Genomic DNA, 17,555 nt, shown 5'->3' on the forward strand with positions numbered 1-17,555 from the left:
TGGCCTCACTTGTCATGCTTGCGCGCGTCAACGGCTTTCATGAGCGGCGCAGGTCGAGCGTGAACGGGAATTCGAGGCTAGGCTCGCGTGTTGCCACATGCATCGCGCCCGGCGTATGGCCGCTCGCGAAGAAACGCGCGCGCCGGCGACTCTCCGCTTCGTACGCGTTCACCGGGAACGTCTGATAGTTGCGGCCGCCCGGATGCGCGACGTGATACTGGCAGCCGCCGATCGCGCGACCGGTCCATGTATCCACGATATCGAAAGTCAGCGGCGCATGCACTCCGATAGTCGGATGCAGCGAGGTCGCATGCGACCACGCGCGAAACCGCACGCCCGCGACATACTCGCTGACGCGCCCTGTGGGTTGCAGCGGCACGGGTTCGCCGTTGACGGTTACGACATGTCGACTGCCGTTGAGCCCAAGCACGCGTACTTCGAGCCTTTCGACCGACGAATCGACATAGCGCACCGTGCCGCCGATCATGCCCTCCTCGCCCATGACGTGCCACGGTTCGAGCGCGTGGCGAATCGTCATCGCGATGCCGCTTGTTTCGTACGCACCGACGACCGGGAAACGGAATTCAAAATGCGGCGCAAACCAATTCCTGTCGAAGGCAAAGCCCGCGTCGCGCAGTTCGGCGATCACATCGTCGAAGTCCATCTGCACGAAAGTGCCGAGCATGAAGCGATCATGCAACTCCGTGCCCCAGCGCGTGAGCCGCGCCGTATAAGGCTTCTCCCAGAAGCGGGCGACGACCGCGCGCAGCAGCAGTTGCTGCACGAGACTCATGCGCGCGTGCGGCGGCATTTCGAATCCACGCAGTTCGAGCAGACCCAGGCGGCCGGTCGGACCGTCGGGTGAATACAATTTGTCGATGCAGAATTCCGCCCGATGCGTATTGCCGGTCACGTCGATCAGGATGTTGCGCAAAATGCGGTCGATAAGCCACGGCGGCACTTTGGCGCTGCCGCGTCCGCCGAGCAGATCGACTTGCCGCTGCAATTCGGCAAACGCGATCTCGAGCTCGTACACCTGATCGTTGCGTGCTTCGTCGATGCGCGGCGCCTGACTCGTCGGTCCGATGAATAGCCCTGAAAACAGCATCGATAGCGACGGATGGTTGTGCCAGTACGCGATCAGGCTTGCCAGCAGATCCGGGCGCCGCAAAAACGGGCTATCGGGCGGCGTCGCGCCGCCGAGCACGAAGTGGTTGCCGCCGCCTGTGCCGGTATGCCGGCCATCGAGCATGAACTTCTCCGGACTCAGATACGACTCGTGCGCGGCGCCATAGAGGTATTCGGTGTGCTCGACCAGTTCCGCCCAGTTCGACGCCGGATGAATGTTCACTTCGATCACGCCAGGGTCGGGCGTCACCTGAAGCACTTTCAGGCGCGCGTCGCGCGGCGGCGGATAGCCTTCGATGATGACGGGAATACCGAGATCGGCGGCGGTCGCTTCCACGGCCGCGAGCATGTCGAGATAGTCGTCGAGCGCAACGAGCGGCGGCATGAACACGTGCATCAGCTTGTTGCCTTGCCCTGACTTTTCGAGCGTTGCAGCTTCCACCTTCGGACCGGCAGCGCGCGCCGGGTCGCGGGCTTCGACGCAGACCGCGGTACGCGCGATCCAGCCGGCAGACTCGCCGCGCTCGGGCATGCGACTCTTCGCGTCGGCAGTGGCTGCGGCGGTGGCTCGCGTTGCTTCGGCGGTGGCGTCCCCGGTGGCGTCCCCGGTGGCGTCCCCCGTGGCGTCGCCCGGCATTTTGCGTGCGGCATGCTGCATGCCGAATGCAGCATCACGGTCGGCGTACTGCATGCGCAGTTCGGCGGAGCGACGCAGCGGCACCGAAGGCGCGAACGGATCGTGTTCGTGCTGCCACGGATAGTCCGCTTCGGCAACCCACGGCAGCGAATTCAGCGGCAAACGGTAGCCCATCGGCGAATCGCCCGGAACGAGGTACATCCGCTCATCGCGGAAGAACCACGGGCCGGTCGTCCAGCGGCCCGGCCGGCCCGCCGTGCTTTCCTCGCGCGCGATCGGCAACGCGTAGCCGGTGACCGAGGGCAGCCCCGCATCGAATACCCGGCGCAAGCGCACGCGCTCGAGTTCGTCGTCCAGGCGGGAGTCGAACGGGTCGACATTCACAGGCAGACGGCGTTCGCGCCACAGGTAGTACCACGTGTCCTCGTAGCCCGGCTGGATGTATTCGGTATTCAAAGACAGCTTGCCCGCGAGGTGACGAATGAAGCGGGCGGCGTCGTCCGCGGTGTAGTTCGCGGGCTGCCGTTCGTCGGCGAAGAGCGCGGGATCGTGCCAGCAAGGCTCGCCGTCCGCGCGCCAGAAGAGCGACAGCGCCCAGCGCGGCAACTGCTCGCCCGGATACCACTTGCCCTGCCCGATATGCAGGAAACCGCCCGCGCCGTAGTGCGCGCGCAGCTTGTCCATCAGCGATACCGCGTAAGCGCGCTTGGTCGGACCAAGCGCGTCCGTGTTCCACTCCGGTGCATCGCGATCGCGCACGCAGACGTAGGTCGGCTCGCCGCCCATCGTCAGACGCACGTCCGACGCGTCGAGTTGCGCATCGACCTGTTCGCCCATGCGCAGCACGGCCTGCCAATCGTCCTCGCTATAAGGCTTCGTCACGCGCGGCGTTTCACGCACGCGCTCGATCGACATCGAATGCCCGAACTCGACTTCGCATTCGTCCACGGCACCGGAGACAGGCGCCGCGCTATCCGGCTCGGGCGTACACGCGACCGGTATGTGGCCTTCGCCCGCGAGCAAGCCGGACGTCGGGTCGAAACCGATCCAGCCTGCGCCCGGCAAGAAGACCTCGCACCACGCATGAAGATCGGTGAAATCGACGTCGGTGCCACTCGGGCCTTCGAGCGATTTCACATCTGGCGCAAGCTGCAGCAGGTAGCCCGACACGAAACGCGCTGCGAGTCCCAGATGCCGCAACGTCTCGACAAGCAGCCAGCCCGAATCGCGGCAAGAGCCTGCCGCGCTCACCAGCGTTTCTTCCGGCGTTTGCACGCCCGGCTCCATACGAATGAGATAGCGGATCTCACGCGAGAGGCGCTGATTCAGTCCGACGAGAAAATCGACTGTGGGTTGCGCCGAACGGTCGATGCTTTCGACGAACGCGGCGAATCGCGGCGTCAGTTCGCGCTTGATCATGTAAGGCGCGAGGTCGTGCAGCAACTCGGACGCGTAGCTGAAGGGAAAGGATTCCGCAGACGGTTCGAGAAAAAAGTCGAACGGGTTGTAGACGGCCATCTCGGCCACCAGATCCACCGTTACCTTGAATTCGCGCGTTTTCTCGGGAAAAACGAGGCGCGCCTGGTAATTGGCGAATGCGTCCTGCTGCCAGTTGATGAAGTGATCCACCGGTTCGACGCGCATCGAGTACGACAGAATCGGCGTGCGGCAATGCGGAGCGGGCCGCAAGCGAACGACTTGCGGCGAGAGACCGACCAGCCGGTCATAGCGATAATGCGTAACATGGTTCAACGCGACACGTATGGACACACCGACTCCTTTTTTCGTTTGCAGCTAACGACTGGACCCTGAACCTTCGCAAGAGGCACGTTGTTTGCGCCATGGCGCTGACTTCCGGGCAACATCCGGTTCGATCCCTCCTTCCGGCTCACATAATGAAGACCTTTCACTGCAACCGCTGCAATCAACTTGTGTTCTTCGAAAATACGCATTGCGAAAACTGCGGCGCGAAGCTCGGCTATGTTCCCGAACTGAGTCAGATCAGTGCATTCGACGAGACGGAGGACAGCGCGTGGAAGAGCCTTCATCCGCTCGCCAAAGATCAGCTCTATCGCCCTTGCCACAATTACGCGGTCGAGAATGTGTGCAACTGGATGGTTCCTGCGGATTCCGAGGAGCCGCTCTGTTCGTCGTGCCAGTTGACGAGCACCATCCCCAATCTGGAAACGCCCGGCAACCGCCTCTACTGGTATCGGCTGGAGACAGCCAAACGCCGGCTGCTCTTTACGCTCGCCGAACTGGGTCTTACCGTGCAGTCGCGTGAGCAAGACCCTGAACATGGCCTCGAATTCCAGTTCCTCGAAGGAGACGAGGAAGGTCGCGGCGTCATGACAGGACACAACAACGGGATCATCACGCTCAACATCGCGGAAGCCGATGACGCGCATCGCGAGAAGGTGCGCTCCGCAATGCATGAGCCGTACCGCACGTTGCTCGGCCATTTCCGCCACGAAACAGGGCACTATTTCTTCGATCGCCTGATTGCGGACACGCCGCGCGTCGCGCCGTTCCGCACCGCGTTCGGCGATGAACAGCAGGACTATGGGGCCGCGCTCGATCGCCATTACAAGGAAGGTCCGCCGCCGAACTGGGCAGAGAATTACATTAGCGCGTATGCCACCATGCATCCGTGGGAAGACTGGGCCGAGACATGGGCGCATTACCTGCATATCGTCGATACGATGGACACGGCCGTATCGTGCGGTCTGGTTCTCGTGCCCGAAAGCCCGCACGAACCGACGCTGACGGACACCACGCCGATCGAGGAAAGCACGTTCGATGACCTGATGAAACGCTGGTTTCCGCTCACGTATGCGCTCAATAGCCTGAACCGCAGTCTCGGCATGCCGGATGGCTATCCGTTCACGCTCGCCCCGCCCGTCATCGACAAGCTGCGCTTCGTTCATCGTGTCGTCGCCGCGGCGGCCAAGCGTTGAACGCACGGTTCAGCTCGACGAACGTTGTGACTGCACCGGCGATTCCGCTTGCGACTGAGCTTGCGATCCGCCGTTCGTCTGTGTCTGACTTTGACTTTGGCTCTGACTTTCCGGAGGCACCTCGGCCGCGATAGGCAATAGAAACTCGCGGCTGATGCTGCTCGCGAGCTCATTCACGCGTGCGAGAAAACTCACGAGGTACGCGTGCAAGCCCCCTTGCAGGATCTCGCCGATATCGCCGTTTCTCAGTTCCGCACTGAGTTGCGCCGCAAGCCGCACGGCTTCGGCATCGCGTCCTTTCGTCACGTGAATAATGAGTTGCTCCACTTCCGCGAGACTCGCCGCAAGCGAACGCGGCCAGTCGCGATAGAGAATGAGCAGATCGGCAACGCGTTCCGGTGTAATGACATCGCGATAGACCTTGCGATACACCTCGAAGCCCGAAACGGAGCCGAGCACCGCGGTCCAATGGTGATAGTCGAACGGCTGCGCGGACGTGTCGGCGCGCTGCTCCATCATCTCGAACTTCACGTCGAGAATGCGCGCCGTGTTATCGGCACGCTCGACGAAGGTGCCGAGACGCATGAAGTAAAACGCGTCGTCCTTGACGAGCGTGCCGAGCTGAACGCCGCGCGACAAGTGCGAGCGAAACTTGACCCACTCGAAGAACGTGTACGGCTCCCGCTCCAGAATGCCGTCATGCAGCATGCGTTGACAGTCGAGCCATGTCGTATTGAGCGTCTCCCATAGCTCGCTGTTAGTGGAACTGCGCACGGCTCGCGCATTCTCGCGCGCCGCACGCAGACAACTGACGATGGACGACGGATTCGATATATCGCGCGCCATGAAGTCGATCACGTCGCGGCTTTTCATGCTGCGATGCGCGGCGGAATAGATGCCGCTCAACTCGGAGATCGAGAGCATCGCCCGCCAGCCGAGTTCCGCATATTCGTCGGATTGAGGCAAAAGCGACAGTTGATAATTCGCGTCGAGCATCCGCGCGGTATTTTCGGCACGCTCGGTATAGCGCGCCATCCAGAAGAGATGATCCGCGGTACGGCTCAGCATGGGTAGTCTCGCGTATGTATTGTGTAGGTCTCGATTGCGTGTTCTAGCGTTCCTCTAACGTTCCTCTAGCGTTCCAATACCCACGTGTCCTTGGTTCCGCCGCCTTGCGACGAATTGACGACGAGCGACCCTTCGCGCAATGCAACGCGCGTCAGTCCTCCCGGCACCATGCGCACATCGGTGCCCGATAGCACGAACGGACGCAAGTCGATGTGACGCGGCGCGATGCCCGCTTCCACGTAGGTCGGACAGGTGGACAATGCGAGTGTCGGCTGGGCAATGTATTTCTCGGGATTCGCTTCGAGCACCGCGCGAAACTCGGCGATCTGCGCGGCCGTGGACGACGGCCCGACCAGCATGCCGTAGCCGCCCGCGCCATGCGTTTCCTTGACGACCAGTTCCGGCAAATGATCCAGTACGTACTTCAGGTCATCGGGCTTGCGGCACATCCATGTCGGCACGTTATTCAGGATCGGCTCTTGACCGAGATAGAAGCGCACCATGTCCGGCACATAGGGATAAATGGACTTGTCGTCCGCGATACCTGTGCCAACCGCATTGCACAATGAAACGTGTCCCGCGCGATAAGCCGATATCAGCCCGGCAACGCCCAATGCCGAATCGGGGCGAAAGACGAGCGGGTCGAGAAAGTCGTCGTCGACGCGCCGGTATATGACGTCCACTCGCTGCGGACCTTGCGTGGTCCGCATATAGACATAGCCGCCGTCGACGAAGAGGTCTTGCCCTTCCACCAGTTCCACGCCCATCTGCTGCGCAAGGAATGCGTGCTCGAAATACGCGGAGTTGTACATGCCGGGCGTCATCACGACGATGGTCGGATTGTCCGCGCCGGCGGGCGCAGCCGCGCGCAACGTATCGAGCAGCAAGTCCGGATAATGCGCGATCGGCGCGACGCGGTTACGCGCGAAGAGATCGGGAAAGAGCCGCATCATCATCTTGCGGTTTTCCAGCATGTACGACACGCCGGAGGGCACGCGCAAGTTGTCCTCGAGAACATAGAACTCGCCCTGACCGGCACGCACGATATCGATGCCGGCGATATGCGCGTAGATATCGCGCGTCACATCGACGCCGCGCATTTGCGGCCGATACTGCGCATTGCCCACGATTTGCGCTTCCGGGATGATGCCCGCGCGAATGATGTCCTGATCGTGATAGATGTCGTGGATGAAGCGGTTGAGCGCGTTCACGCGCTGCCTCAGACCGCGTTCGAGCGCCTTCCACTCATCCGCCGGAAAAATGCGCGGAATGACGTCGAAAGGAATAGTGCGTTCGGGAATGATGCCCGGTACGTCGCTCTTGCCGTACACCGCGAACGTAATACCGACGCGGCGAAAATTCAGGTCCGCCTCCGCGCGCTTGAGATCGATCTGCCTTTCGCTTTGCGCGCTCAGCCACTCCATGAATTCACGGTAGTGCGTGCGGGGTTCGCCCGCGGCAGGAAATGCCGACGCCGGTACTCCCCGCGCTTCGAGCTGGCTTTGCTCGAACATCTCGTTGAAGAATGCTTGCGTCATGGCGGGTCTTTCCTATCAAGTGCGTGCCGGGAACGGATCCCCTTGTGGTTGGTATTCTGGTTGCACTCGCAATCACTTGAAGAGCCTGACGACGCGGCGCACCGAATGACCGTGCGGCGCATTCGGCTTGCGGGTTTCATAGGCGACCTCGAAGCGCGATGCTACTTGCATCCATTGCGCGGGCGGCCCAGTGCCGAGATTGGAACGAGCAACTTCGATGCCAAGTCGTAAGCGAACGTCTAATTCGTTGAACGCATGGAAGAAACGTCGGGCAATTAAATCACGGCTGCACCAAAAGAGTGCGGCCCCGCCGCCGCATGCACACACCTGCACACTGCCACAGCCAATGTCATGCCGCACGGCGGTGCGCTTCGTCGGCACGCGTCGCGCCGGTATCATGGGGATCCTGGCGAATCATTCTGACCGTTCATGAACACACCTCTTCAAGGCGCCCCTCGTTCCGGCTTGCGCGAACTCACACCGCTCGAAGCGCGCGTGCTCGGCGTGCTCGTCGAAAAGCAGCAGACGGTGCCCGACACCTACCCTCTGTCGCTGAATTCACTCACTGCGGGTTGCAATCAGAAGACCGCGCGTTCGCCCGTCATGAGCGTGACCGAAGACGAAGTGCTGACGACCATCGACGGCCTGAAGCGCCTTTCGCTCGTCATCGAGGGCAGCAGCAGCCGCGTGCCGCGTTTCGAGCACAACATCAATCGCGTGATGGGCATTCCGAGCCAGTCCGTCGCGCTGCTGGCGACGCTCTTTTTGCGCGGACCGCAAACAGCGGCCGAACTGCGTGCGAACAGCGCGCGCTTGCATAGCTTTGCCGATATATCGTCAGTCGAAAGCTTTCTCGAAGAACTCGCCGAAAGCGATCCGCCTCGCGTGGTCAAGCTCCCGCGTACGCCGGGCGAGCGCGAGAGCCGCTGGATGCACTTGCTATGCGGAGAAGTGAGCCTGAGCGACGCGCCTTCTCAAGAGGCGTCAGCGGGTGCATCGCATTCCTTGTCGGAGTTCGAGGCGCTGAAAGCGGACCACAAGCGGCTCGCTCAAGAGGTGACGCAATTGCGCGCGATGGTCGAGCACATGGCGAGTGAATTAGGCATTGCACTGGATAAGCCGCCGCAGACATGACGACGCCGATCATGCCGGCGTCGCTCGCCTTTCGCGCCGACGGCACACCTTATTGCCCGAGGCACGACGACATCTATCACAGTGCGTCGGGCGCGCTCGCGCAAGCACGTTATGTCTTTCTGCAAGGCAATGGCCTGCCTGAACGGTGGCGGGAACAAGCCTCTTTCAACGTCATCGAGACCGGCTTCGGCATGGGAGTCAATTTTCTGGCGACCTGGTCGATGTGGCGTACGCATCCCCATCGCCCGAAGATACTCGAATTCGTGTCGATCGAGAAGCATCCGTTTAGCGCAGACGATTTGAGGCGCGCGCACGCGGCGATTATCGACGATGCATCCATCGGCCCGCTCGCGGATGAATTGGCTTGCGCATGGCCGCCGCTCAGTCCGGGCGTGCATCGACTGATCTTTGCATCGGGCGCGCTCGCATTGACGCTGATCTTCTCCGATATCGCGGATGCGTGGCCTTTGGCGCTGGCACTCGGCTTCACGGCGGACGCCATCTATCTCGACGGCTTCGCGCCGAAAAAGAATCCGGACATGTGGACGCCCGACACCTTTGCCATGCTGGCACGCCTCGCGAAGCCCGATGCAACCTTTGCGACTTACACGAGCGCCGGACTCGTCAAGCGGGCGCTTCTCGAACATGGCTTCGTGTATCGCAAGACGCCTGGCTTCGCAGGCAAGCGCGCCATGCTCACCGGCAAGCGCGACGAGAGTTCGAAGGAAAGACGCGATGCCCACAACGCACTCTGATTCGCATGCGCAAACCGATATCGTGTCGCTCGATGCGTGCGCGCTATCCCGAGCCATTCAAGCCCGCGACGTCTCATGCGTGGAAGTCATGCAGGCGTATCTTGCGCAAGTGGACCGCCTGAATCCGCAAGTCAATGCGATCGTCGCCATGCAAGACGGCGATGCGCTTCTCGCTCTCGCGCAGGAGCGCGACGCGCAGTTATCGCGCGGTGTAAATCTCGGGCCCTTGCACGGATTTCCTCAAGCGCCGAAGGACATTCTGCCTGTCGCAGACATGGTGACCACCAAGGGGTCGCCCATTTTCGCGGGCGAAGTCAGTCAGGCGGATGCCATCGTGTTCGAGCGGATGCGGCGTGCCGGCGCCATCTTTATCGGGCGAACCAACTCGCCTGAGTTCGGACTCGGCGGTCATACCTATAACCCTGTGTACGGCACCACGCGCAATGCGTTCGATCCATCGCGCTCGGCGGGCGGGAGCAGCGGCGGCGCGGCCGTTGCAGTCGCGCTTCACATGCTGCCTTTCGCCGATGGCACCGACATGATGGGCTCGCTGCGTACGCCCGCCGCATTCAACAACGTGTTCGGATTCCGCAGTTCGCCCGGATGCGTGCCTTATGGTCCCGCCGACGATGTCTTCTTTCAGCAATTCAGCGTCGTAGGCCCTGTCGCGCGCTCAGTGGAAGACCTGGGCTTGCTGCTGTCCGTTCAGGCAGGCTTCGATGCACGCGCGCCGCTCTCCCGTCGAAGCGACACGCCTTCCGACTTCTCGTCCGCGCTCGAACGCGACATGCGCGGCACGCGGATCGGGTGGCTGGCCGACCTCGACGGTCATCTGCCGATGGAACCGGGCGTGCTCGAAACATGCATGTCCGCGTTGCGCCATTTCGAACAGGCAGGGTGCTCTGTAGAAGCGGCGCGCGTGGACTTCGATATCGAACGCTTATGGCAAGCGTGGCTCGACTTGCGCAGCTTCACGTTCGCCGGTACCAACGCGCCCCTTTACCGCGACGAGACCCGCCGCGCGATGCTCAAACCGGAAGCCGTGTGGGAAGTCGAGCGGGGCCTGCGGCTTTCGGGAGAACAGGTGTATGACGCCGTGCGCGAACGCTCGGCGTGGTATCGAGCGATCAACGCGCTCTTTTCACGCTTCGACTTCCTGGTGATGCCCGCCGCGCAGGTCTTTCCTTTCGATGCAGAGATGCACTGGCCGTCTTCCATCGGCGACCGGAAGATGGACACCTATCACCGCTGGATGGAAGCGGTCGTACCGGCAACGATGGCTTCATTGCCGGCGCTATGCGCGCCGGCGGGCTTCGGTCCCAACGGCCTGCCGATGGGCTTGCAGATCATCGGCGCGGCGCAGACGGACCTTGCCGTGCTTCGAATGGGGCTTGCGTATGACCGTGCCAGCGGCTATTCAAAAATGCATAGCCCTTTGCTCGGTTGAGTCGAGTGACAGCGTGAGCCCGACATCATTCCGTCGACTCGTGAACGGCGGGCGCGAGCGCGAGCGCAAGGATCATCGCGCCGCTATTCAACGGCACTGAACTGCCGACTCGGCGCGGCCTGTAGACGGGTTGTCCACGGCGAATGGCCTGACCGCTCAACGCGCAGACGCCGCCCTTGCGAGCCGTGCAGAGCGCCCACACCTGCTCTGAATAATTGAACGATGTCGGGTCGTGCCATGAAAGCGCGAGGGTGGATTCGCTCAGGCGCTCGAGCAATCGAATGTTCGCCGCAGGCACGTGACCGTTCGAAGTGTTCACGTTGCCGCGCACGCCGCTCGCCGTAGAGTGCGCTATCGGCGATGTCGCTTGCGCGGAATGAGTGCAGCGGCTCGAGCGGTTGTCGAGCATGGCGAGGGTACGGCTCCACGGATCCAATAGCGAGGGATGCTTCATGCTCCGCTCCGGCTTGTCGCAACGCGCGCCTGTCTCGCATTGCGTGTTGACGTTGTAGATGAACACTGCGAGCGCGATGGATCGCTTCCGCGCTCGCTCATACGAAGACGGTTCTAAGGGTAGTACAACTGAAAAAGAACCGTTTCACTTTCTTGCCCGGCTTTTGTCGATCCAGAAATGCCAATACAGGGCGAACGAACGTTCGAAAGGCGCGCTGCCCACGTATGGCGGCTGCCGTACGTTGCAGCGGAACGAGCATGCGCACGCTGACGGATTTCTGACAAAATAAAAGCAGCGAACCGCAAACCTCCTGTCGAATCATGACAAGCAAGCTCTGCATTAATGCGACCGTTTCGGCGGACCGTGCCACGGTCAGCTTCGTCGCGTTTTCCCGTGAGCGGGAAATTCACTGCAACATCACGCGCAGGGCGTTGGAACAATGTTTCTGGGCGCCCGTCGGCGCGAGCGACGAGCGCCTTCTCAAAGCGTTGAACGATGGCTACGAACGCATCAGCGCGCGCGTGCATCGGAAGTTTTTGGCGCATCCATCCAACTCCATTCATCTGGACGTAATGGATTTTTCTTCCTGATGCCGCGCGTCGGTAAAACAGGTGACTATCGCGCTGCCTGCGTTGCCTTGCGCATCTTCGCGACATCCTCGGGCTGCACAGCCGGCATGTTGTTGTTCCATGCGCCGCGGATAAACGTCACCACATCCGCTATCTGCTGATCATTCAGAACAGGCGCGTAGCGAGGCATCGGATACGGCGCAGGCACCCCCTGAATGACGAGGTTTTCGGTGCCGTTCAGCGTCACGTTGATCAGCGACGAAGCATCTTTCTCCAGCAAGTTGGGATTGCCTGCAAGCGGCGAGAGCATGGGCGCGAAACCCCGCCCGTCGATGCCATGGCAATGCATGCAGAAGGCCGCATAAACACGCGCGCCGGAGTCCGATGCCGGACGCGTCAGCGACACTTTCGTCGCCTTCGAATCGTATGAATAAGGCGCGTTGCCGTTGCCGCCCGCTGCCGGCAATGACTTCAGATAGTGCGCCATCGCGGTCACGTCGCCATCGGTGAGCATCTGCGTGCTGTTGTTCACGACGCTCGTCATGGAACCGAATGCAGTCGCGTGCGCGTTTGCGCCCGTCTTCAGGAACGCGACGAGGTCCTGCTCGGACCAGCGCCCGAGCCCGGTATTGTGCTCGCCGGTCAGATTGGAACCGAACCAGTTGTCGAGCACGCCGCCCGTCAGATAAGCCGTGCTGCTCTCGTCGAGCCCCTTCTCCTGAAACGCGATGCCGCGCGGCGTGTGACACGCGCCGCAGTGCCCGAGACCTTGCGTCAGATACGCGCCGCGGTTCCATGCCACGTCCTTGCCCGGCTTGTCCTTATAGACGCCTTTGTCGAGGAAGACCGCGTTCCAAAGCTTGAGCGGCCAGCGCATGTTGAGCGGCCACTTGATATCGGCTGCGCGGTTCGCCTGCTTGACCGGCGTGACGCCATGTATGAAGTAAGCGTAGAGCGCATGCATGTCCTCGTCGTTGATCTTCGCGTACGACGGGTAAGGCATGGCCGGATAAAGATTGTGGCCGTCCTTCGCGACGCCTTCGCGCAGCGCGCGCGCGAAGTCTTGCTCGCTATAGCGGCCAATGCCCGTATCCGGGTCCGGCGTGATGTTCGTCGTGTAGATGGCGCCGAGCGGTGTCGTCATGGGCAAGCCGCCTGCCATGGGCTTGCCGCGTGGCGCGGAGTGACAGGCGATGCAATCGCCGGCCTTGGCGAGGTAAGCACCGCGAGCGACGAGCGCGTCGCTCGACGCATCCGCGCGCGCCGTCAAAGGCGCTGCCGCGAGCGCGACAGTCGCCGCGAGAAACGCGGCCGTGAAGGGCCTGAGGGCAAATTTCATGGGGTCTCCTTAGGCGCTGCGCAACTGGTTGCCGACCGGTAGCTGCCTCAGGCGCTTGCCCGTTGCGGCATAGATCGCATTGGTGATGGCGGGCGCGAGCGCCGCCGTCCCAGGCTCGCCGATACCCCCCGGCGCTTCGGTGCTCTTGACGATATGCACTTCGATAGGCGGCGTTTCGTCGATGCGCAGCATCCGGTAATCGGTGAAGTTGCTCTGCTGCACGCGGCCGTTTTCAATGGTGATCTCGCTATAGAGCGCGGCCGTGATGCCGAAGATGATGCCGCCCTGCACTTGCGCTTCCACCGTATTGGGATTGACGACCATGCCGCAATCCACCGCGCATACGATGCGATTGACCTGCACTTCGCCGTCCTTGTTGACGGTGACGTCGGCGACCATCGAAAAGAAACTGCCGAACGCATGCATGACCGATACGCCGCGTCCCTGGCCCTGCGGCATGGATGTCTTGCCCCAGCCGGCCGCCTGCGTCGCGACATCGAGCACATTGCGGGCGCGCGGTGTCTTGTTCAGCAGGTCGCGCCGGTACTGCACGGGATCGATCTTCGCTTGCACGGCGAGTTCGTCGATAAAGCTCTCGACGACGAACGTACCGCGCGTCGGGCCGACGCCGCGCCAGAAAGCAGTCGGCACATGCCGCGGCTCCTGACGCACGTATTCGATCACCTGATTCGGGAAGTCATATGGAAGGTCGGCCGCGACTTCGATCGCGTCCGGGTCGATACCGTTCTTGTATGCGGGCGGCGCGAACCGCGCCATGATGGACGAGCCCACGATGCGATGCGTCCACGCAATGGGCTTGCCATTTGCATCGAGGCCGGCGGAGAGCTTGTCGTAGTAGTAAGGCCGGTACATGTCGTGCTGGATGTCTTCCTCGCGCGACCATGTGACTTTCACCGGCGTGCCGACTTGCTTGCCGATCTTGAGCGCCTGAGTCGCCATGTCGACTTCGAGCCGTCTGCCGAAACCACCGCCCAGCAGATGGTTATGCAATACGATCTTCTCGCGCGGCAATCCGGTGATGGCCACCGCCGTGTCGACGATGCGCGTCGGCACTTGCGTGCCGAGCCAGACATCGCAGCCATCGGGGCGTACATGCACGGTGCAGTTGACCGGCTCCATCGTGGCATGCGCGAGAAACGGCTGTTGATAGACGGCATCGACGCGTGTCTTGGCGTCATTGAATCCCTTCCCGACATCGCCGTCCTTTCGGGCGACGGCGCCTGACTTCTGCGATGCAACCGCCAGTTCGTCGATGATCTGCTTCGTCGATAGATTGCCGTCCGCGCCTTCGTCCCAATGAATGGACAATGCCGCGGCGCCTCGCTTCGCAGCCCACGTGTGATCGCCGACGACCGCAACGCCGTTGTCGAACTTGATCACTTGCCGCACACCGGGAATCTTTCGCGCGTTGCTATCGTCGACGGAAACGAGCTTGCCGCCGAATACCGGGCAATTGACGATGGCCGCATAGACCATGTCGGGCAAGCGCACGTCCAGCCCGAACATTGCCGTGCCATCCACCTTTTCCGGCGAATCCAGGCGCCTGACCTTCGTGCCGATGATCTTGAAGTCTTTCGGGTCTTTGAGCTTGATATCTTTGTCTTGCGGCACCGGCATGCTTGCCGCCGCTTGCACGAGTTCGCCATAGCTCGCCGTGCGATCTCCCGATGCATGCACGACCTTGCCGCCTTGTGCATGACATGTCGATGCATCGCATTGCCACTGCTGCGCGGCCGCCGCGACCAGCATCATGCGCGCTGCCGCGCCGGCCTTGCGCATGGGCTCCCACGCATAGCGCACGGACGTGGAGCCGCCTGTCAACTGACCGCCCAGCAGCGGATCCATGAAGAGCTTTTCGTCGGGCGGCGCATGGTCGATGGTGACGCTATCGATCGGCACTTCGAGTTCTTCGGCAATGAGCATAGGCAACGACGTATAGACGCCCTGCCCCATCTCCACCTTCGGAATGATGAGCACGACCTTGCCGGTCTTGTCGATCTGCACGAAAGCGTTGGGCGCAAAGACGCCCGCTTGAGCCGGCTCCACGCCATCGCCGCCGATGACCGACTTGCCTTTGCTCTGATCCTGACTGGCGGCGGGCAAGCTGAAGCCAATGAGAAAGCCGCCGCTCGCGGTCACACTGGCGGTCAGGCCGAGCTTCAGAAACGAACGGCGCGAAAATCCGGCGGAAGCCGCATGACGTCCCGCTTCGAGTAGTCCTCGCGACATGTCACGCTCCCTTCGCTGCTTGCTTGATGGCCGCGCGAATGCGGTTGTATGTGCCGCAGCGGCAGATGTTGCCGGTCATGGCGGCGTCGATATCGGCATCGGTCGGATTGGGGACAGCTGCAATCAACGCGGCAGCGGACATCACTTGCCCGGACTGGCAGTAGCCGCATTGAACGACATCGAGTTGATTCCATGCGTCCTGCACTTTCTTGCCGGCAGGCGTTGCGCCGACAGCTTCGATCGTCGTGATCTTCTTGTCGCCGATGGCCGCGACGGGCAGCACGCAGGAACGCACCGCGACGCCGTCGAGATGCACGGTGCAAGCGCCGCATTGGGCAATGCCGCAGCCGAATTTAGTGCCGGTCAAGCCGACCAGGTCGCGTAACACCCAAAGAAGCGGCATGTCTGGCGGCGCGTCGACAGTGTGTGACTGACCATTGATGGAAAGCGTAGTCATGAGCGGCTCCGGCTTATGCGTTGGTATTGGCGAATCGCGCGATCGCGGGGCTGCGTGCGACGGCAATCGGCGCCGGACGGTGCTGTGCGTTGAGGCCGGTATAGGGCGCTATGACGCAAGGACACGTGCGGCTGGCCGTATAGGGACGAGAGATTGTAGCGCTGGTTTAAGAAAAGAGCGTGAATGAAAAAAACCGGTCTGCTTTACGGATTTTCAGGGTGAACCAATATGCTGTTCGGATTGGATGGCGGCGGTGGAGAAAGACAGTTAGTTGCTTTACAACGAGAGACCGAACTGCCCCATCAGTGAGTTGTTCAACGTGCGTCTCATCCAGAATCAGACGATCTCGATGAGCCCCTTACGCGCGAGCTCTTCCGGAAAGATGGTGGTCTCCAGATACTCGCAAAGGTCCACGGAGACCGACCCGCGCATGCGTGGGTCGGCATCGACGAACACGAGCGTGTCGTCCTCTTGATGCGCTTCGTAGACGCCGGGCGCAATGTGAATCCTGATGCCGTCTTCGGCACACCCGGAGAGTGCGTCTGTCAGCACCCGAATATGGAAGAGCGCGTTCACTGCCATGTCCTGGGAGAGCGGTCCAGCGGTTGGTCGTTTGCTGATAAGAGCAAACCGCGCGCCAAAGCGAAGCGTCCTTGCGTTCTCCCCCAGAATCCGAATGTGAGCAGGTCTTCGGAGACCAACTCACTCGTCCTTAGACGGCGATCATTTGGGCCGCAAAAGCACCTTGATCGAATCGAGTGAATTGGCAACCGCGATGGCCGCGTCCCATTCTTCGAGCGTGAATCCGTGCGTGACGATGCCCTTCGACGTCACCAGTCCGCGCGCCAGAAGGTCGATCGCGATCGGATAACAATACGGCCCGAGATGCGCGCCGCGCACGTCGAGCTCCTTGCGATCGCCGATGATCGACCAGTCGACGGTCGTATCGCTTCCAAACACCGAGAACTCGACGAAAAGCCCCAGCTTTCGAATCAGTTCGAGACCTTGCGACACACCCGAAGGCGAACCGGTAGTCTCGATATACACGTCGCAACCGTATTGATCCGTGATCGAGCGGATCATCTCGAGCGCGTTGTCGTTCTTCGGGTTGATCGTGACATCCGCGCCGTATTCGCGAGCGAGCGCGAGGCGCTCATCGACGAGATCGATGACGACGAGCTTCTTCGGCGTCTTCAGATGCGCAACCTGCACCATCATCAGTCCGAGCGGGCCTGCGCCTGCGATCACGACGACATCGCTCAATTGAATATCGCCGCGGTTCACCGTATGAATCGCGCAAGCAAGCGGTTCGATGATGGCCGCGTCTTCGATTGAGATACCGTCCGGTATCTTGTGGACGATGGCCGTCGGTGGAAAGCGCATGTATTCGGCCATGCCGCCGTCGGCGACTTCGCGCTGAAAGCCGAAGATGTTATGCACTTCGCACATCCAGTACTGACCGGACTTGCAATAGCGGCACTTCGCGCAAGGCACGATCTGCTCGGCGATCAGTCTGTCGCCGACTTGCACGCCGAAATGCTCGGCCGCGCCCTCCCCGAGTTCTTCCACATAGCCGAAGAATTCATGGCCGGGTATAACCGGCGCTTTGACCCACGGATTCGGGCCGCCCCAGAACATCTTGGCGCCCGACCAGCACTTGCAGTCGCTCGCGCATATGCCGCACGCAGCAATGCGGATCACCAGCTCATTGCGTGCGGCACGCGGGCGCTTCACACGTTCGACGCGATAATCCTTCGGCGCGCGGCATACGATTGCCGTCATTTCGTCACTGCTGTCAGCCGATGCCGTGCTCATGATCGCG

General features: G+C 61.5%; 15 protein-coding genes. 5 read left to right on the forward strand and 10 right to left on the reverse strand.

Features of this window, described 5'->3' with window-relative positions:
• Nucleotides 1–37: 37 nt before the first annotated feature.
• Nucleotides 38–3,535 carry a DUF2126 domain-containing protein gene (locus LDZ26_RS20810; RefSeq protein ID WP_244850402.1) on the reverse strand — a complete coding sequence of 1,166 codons (3,498 nt, stop codon included), beginning with the start codon at nt 3,533–3,535 and terminating at the stop codon, nt 38–40.
• Nucleotides 3,536–3,660: 125 nt separating this feature from the next.
• On the opposite strand from LDZ26_RS20810, the gene LDZ26_RS20815 reads away from it, so the two are divergent.
• The gene (locus tag LDZ26_RS20815) at nt 3,661–4,722 is read left to right on the forward strand and encodes a putative zinc-binding metallopeptidase (RefSeq protein ID WP_244850404.1); all 1,062 of its coding nucleotides are present in this window, start codon (nt 3,661–3,663) and stop codon (nt 4,720–4,722) included.
• A 9-nt stretch (nt 4,723–4,731) separates the two neighbouring features.
• Here the strand turns inward: LDZ26_RS20815 and LDZ26_RS20820 are convergent, their stop codons facing one another.
• The 3 genes from LDZ26_RS20820 to LDZ26_RS20830 form a co-directional block, all read right to left on the reverse strand.
• The gene (locus LDZ26_RS20820; RefSeq protein ID WP_244850406.1) at nt 4,732–5,790 is read right to left on the reverse strand and encodes an alpha-E domain-containing protein; all 1,059 of its coding nucleotides are present in this window, start codon (nt 5,788–5,790) and stop codon (nt 4,732–4,734) included.
• Between the two features lie 65 nt (nt 5,791–5,855).
• Nucleotides 5,856–7,328, reverse strand: coding sequence for a circularly permuted type 2 ATP-grasp protein (locus LDZ26_RS20825; protein WP_244850408.1), 1,473 nt, complete (start codon nt 7,326–7,328; stop codon nt 5,856–5,858).
• Between the two features lie 72 nt (nt 7,329–7,400).
• Nucleotides 7,401–7,709 carry a hypothetical protein gene (locus LDZ26_RS20830; protein ID WP_244850409.1) on the reverse strand — a complete coding sequence of 103 codons (309 nt, stop codon included), beginning with the start codon at nt 7,707–7,709 and terminating at the stop codon, nt 7,401–7,403.
• A 48-nt stretch (nt 7,710–7,757) separates the two neighbouring features.
• On the opposite strand from LDZ26_RS20830, the gene LDZ26_RS20835 reads away from it, so the two are divergent.
• From LDZ26_RS20835 to LDZ26_RS20845, 3 genes are read left to right on the forward strand one after another with little or no spacing between them, the layout of a single operon-like run.
• On the forward strand, nt 7,758–8,462 hold the full coding sequence (locus tag LDZ26_RS20835; protein ID WP_244850411.1) for a YceH family protein: 705 nt from the start codon (nt 7,758–7,760) through the stop codon (nt 8,460–8,462).
• Nucleotides 8,459–9,217: a tRNA (5-methylaminomethyl-2-thiouridine)(34)-methyltransferase MnmD gene (gene mnmD / locus LDZ26_RS20840; protein ID WP_370650738.1), complete on the forward strand. Its 759-nt coding sequence runs from the start codon at nt 8,459–8,461 to the stop codon at nt 9,215–9,217. Before LDZ26_RS20835 ends, mnmD begins: the two co-directional genes overlap by 4 nt.
• A complete protein-coding gene (locus LDZ26_RS20845; protein ID WP_244850413.1) occupies nt 9,198–10,664 on the forward strand; it encodes an amidase in 1,467 nt (488 codons plus the stop codon). Before mnmD ends, LDZ26_RS20845 begins: the two co-directional genes overlap by 20 nt.
• A 25-nt stretch (nt 10,665–10,689) precedes the next feature.
• Here LDZ26_RS20845 and LDZ26_RS20850 read toward each other — a convergent pair whose 3' ends face one another.
• Entirely contained in the window at nt 10,690–10,983 is a 294-nt protein-coding gene (locus LDZ26_RS20850; RefSeq protein ID WP_244850415.1) for a DUF3331 domain-containing protein, read from the reverse strand.
• A gap of 455 nt (nt 10,984–11,438) precedes the next feature.
• Here LDZ26_RS20850 and LDZ26_RS20855 point away from each other — a divergent pair, with 455 nt between their 5' ends.
• A complete protein-coding gene (locus tag LDZ26_RS20855) occupies nt 11,439–11,708 on the forward strand; it encodes a DUF1488 family protein (RefSeq protein ID WP_244850417.1) in 270 nt (89 codons plus the stop codon).
• A 25-nt stretch (nt 11,709–11,733) separates the two neighbouring features.
• Here LDZ26_RS20855 and LDZ26_RS20860 read toward each other — a convergent pair whose 3' ends face one another.
• The 5 genes from LDZ26_RS20860 to LDZ26_RS20880 all read right to left on the reverse strand — a co-directional run bounded on the left by LDZ26_RS20860 (nt 11,734) and on the right by LDZ26_RS20880 (nt 17,548).
• Nucleotides 11,734–13,026, reverse strand: a complete 1,293-nt coding sequence (locus LDZ26_RS20860) for a cytochrome c (RefSeq protein WP_244850419.1) — start codon at nt 13,024–13,026, stop codon at nt 11,734–11,736.
• Nucleotides 13,027–13,035: 9 nt separating this feature from the next.
• The gene (locus tag LDZ26_RS20865) at nt 13,036–15,276 is read right to left on the reverse strand and encodes a xanthine dehydrogenase family protein molybdopterin-binding subunit (RefSeq protein ID WP_244850421.1); all 2,241 of its coding nucleotides are present in this window, start codon (nt 15,274–15,276) and stop codon (nt 13,036–13,038) included.
• 1 nt (nt 15,277) lies between these two features.
• On the reverse strand, nt 15,278–15,733 hold the full coding sequence (locus tag LDZ26_RS20870) for a (2Fe-2S)-binding protein (RefSeq protein WP_175945496.1): 456 nt from the start codon (nt 15,731–15,733) through the stop codon (nt 15,278–15,280).
• Nucleotides 15,734–16,069: 336 nt separating this feature from the next.
• Nucleotides 16,070–16,309 (reverse strand): hypothetical protein, encoded by a 240-nt coding sequence (locus LDZ26_RS20875; RefSeq protein ID WP_244850423.1) that lies wholly within the window; start codon nt 16,307–16,309, stop codon nt 16,070–16,072.
• A 147-nt stretch (nt 16,310–16,456) separates the two neighbouring features.
• Nucleotides 16,457–17,548 carry an alcohol dehydrogenase catalytic domain-containing protein gene (locus LDZ26_RS20880; protein WP_244850425.1) on the reverse strand — a complete coding sequence of 364 codons (1,092 nt, stop codon included), beginning with the start codon at nt 17,546–17,548 and terminating at the stop codon, nt 16,457–16,459.
• Nucleotides 17,549–17,555 lie beyond the last annotated feature (7 nt).

Origin of the sequence: Caballeronia sp. SL2Y3, from assembly GCF_022879575.1 — a bacterium.
Taxonomy (GTDB): Bacteria; Pseudomonadota; Gammaproteobacteria; order Burkholderiales; family Burkholderiaceae; genus Caballeronia.

Coding starts and splice junctions, on each gene's coding strand:
- LDZ26_RS20865 (WP_244850421.1), bottom strand. CDS start 15,276: ATGTCGCGAGGACTACTCGAAGCGGGACGTCATGCGGCTTCCGCCGGA.
- mnmD (WP_370650738.1), top strand. CDS start 8,459: ATGACGACGCCGATCATGCCGGCGTCGCTCGCCTTTCGCGCCGACGGC.
- LDZ26_RS20820 (WP_244850406.1), bottom strand. CDS start 5,790: ATGCTGAGCCGTACCGCGGATCATCTCTTCTGGATGGCGCGCTATACC.
- LDZ26_RS20825 (WP_244850408.1), bottom strand. CDS start 7,328: ATGACGCAAGCATTCTTCAACGAGATGTTCGAGCAAAGCCAGCTCGAA.
- LDZ26_RS20855 (WP_244850417.1), top strand. CDS start 11,439: ATGACAAGCAAGCTCTGCATTAATGCGACCGTTTCGGCGGACCGTGCC.
- LDZ26_RS20880 (WP_244850425.1), bottom strand. CDS start 17,548: ATGAGCACGGCATCGGCTGACAGCAGTGACGAAATGACGGCAATCGTA.
- LDZ26_RS20860 (WP_244850419.1), bottom strand. CDS start 13,026: ATGAAATTTGCCCTCAGGCCCTTCACGGCCGCGTTTCTCGCGGCGACT.
- LDZ26_RS20870 (WP_175945496.1), bottom strand. CDS start 15,733: ATGACTACGCTTTCCATCAATGGTCAGTCACACACTGTCGACGCGCCG.
- LDZ26_RS20845 (WP_244850413.1), top strand. CDS start 9,198: ATGCCCACAACGCACTCTGATTCGCATGCGCAAACCGATATCGTGTCG.
- LDZ26_RS20835 (WP_244850411.1), top strand. CDS start 7,758: ATGAACACACCTCTTCAAGGCGCCCCTCGTTCCGGCTTGCGCGAACTC.
- LDZ26_RS20815 (WP_244850404.1), top strand. CDS start 3,661: ATGAAGACCTTTCACTGCAACCGCTGCAATCAACTTGTGTTCTTCGAA.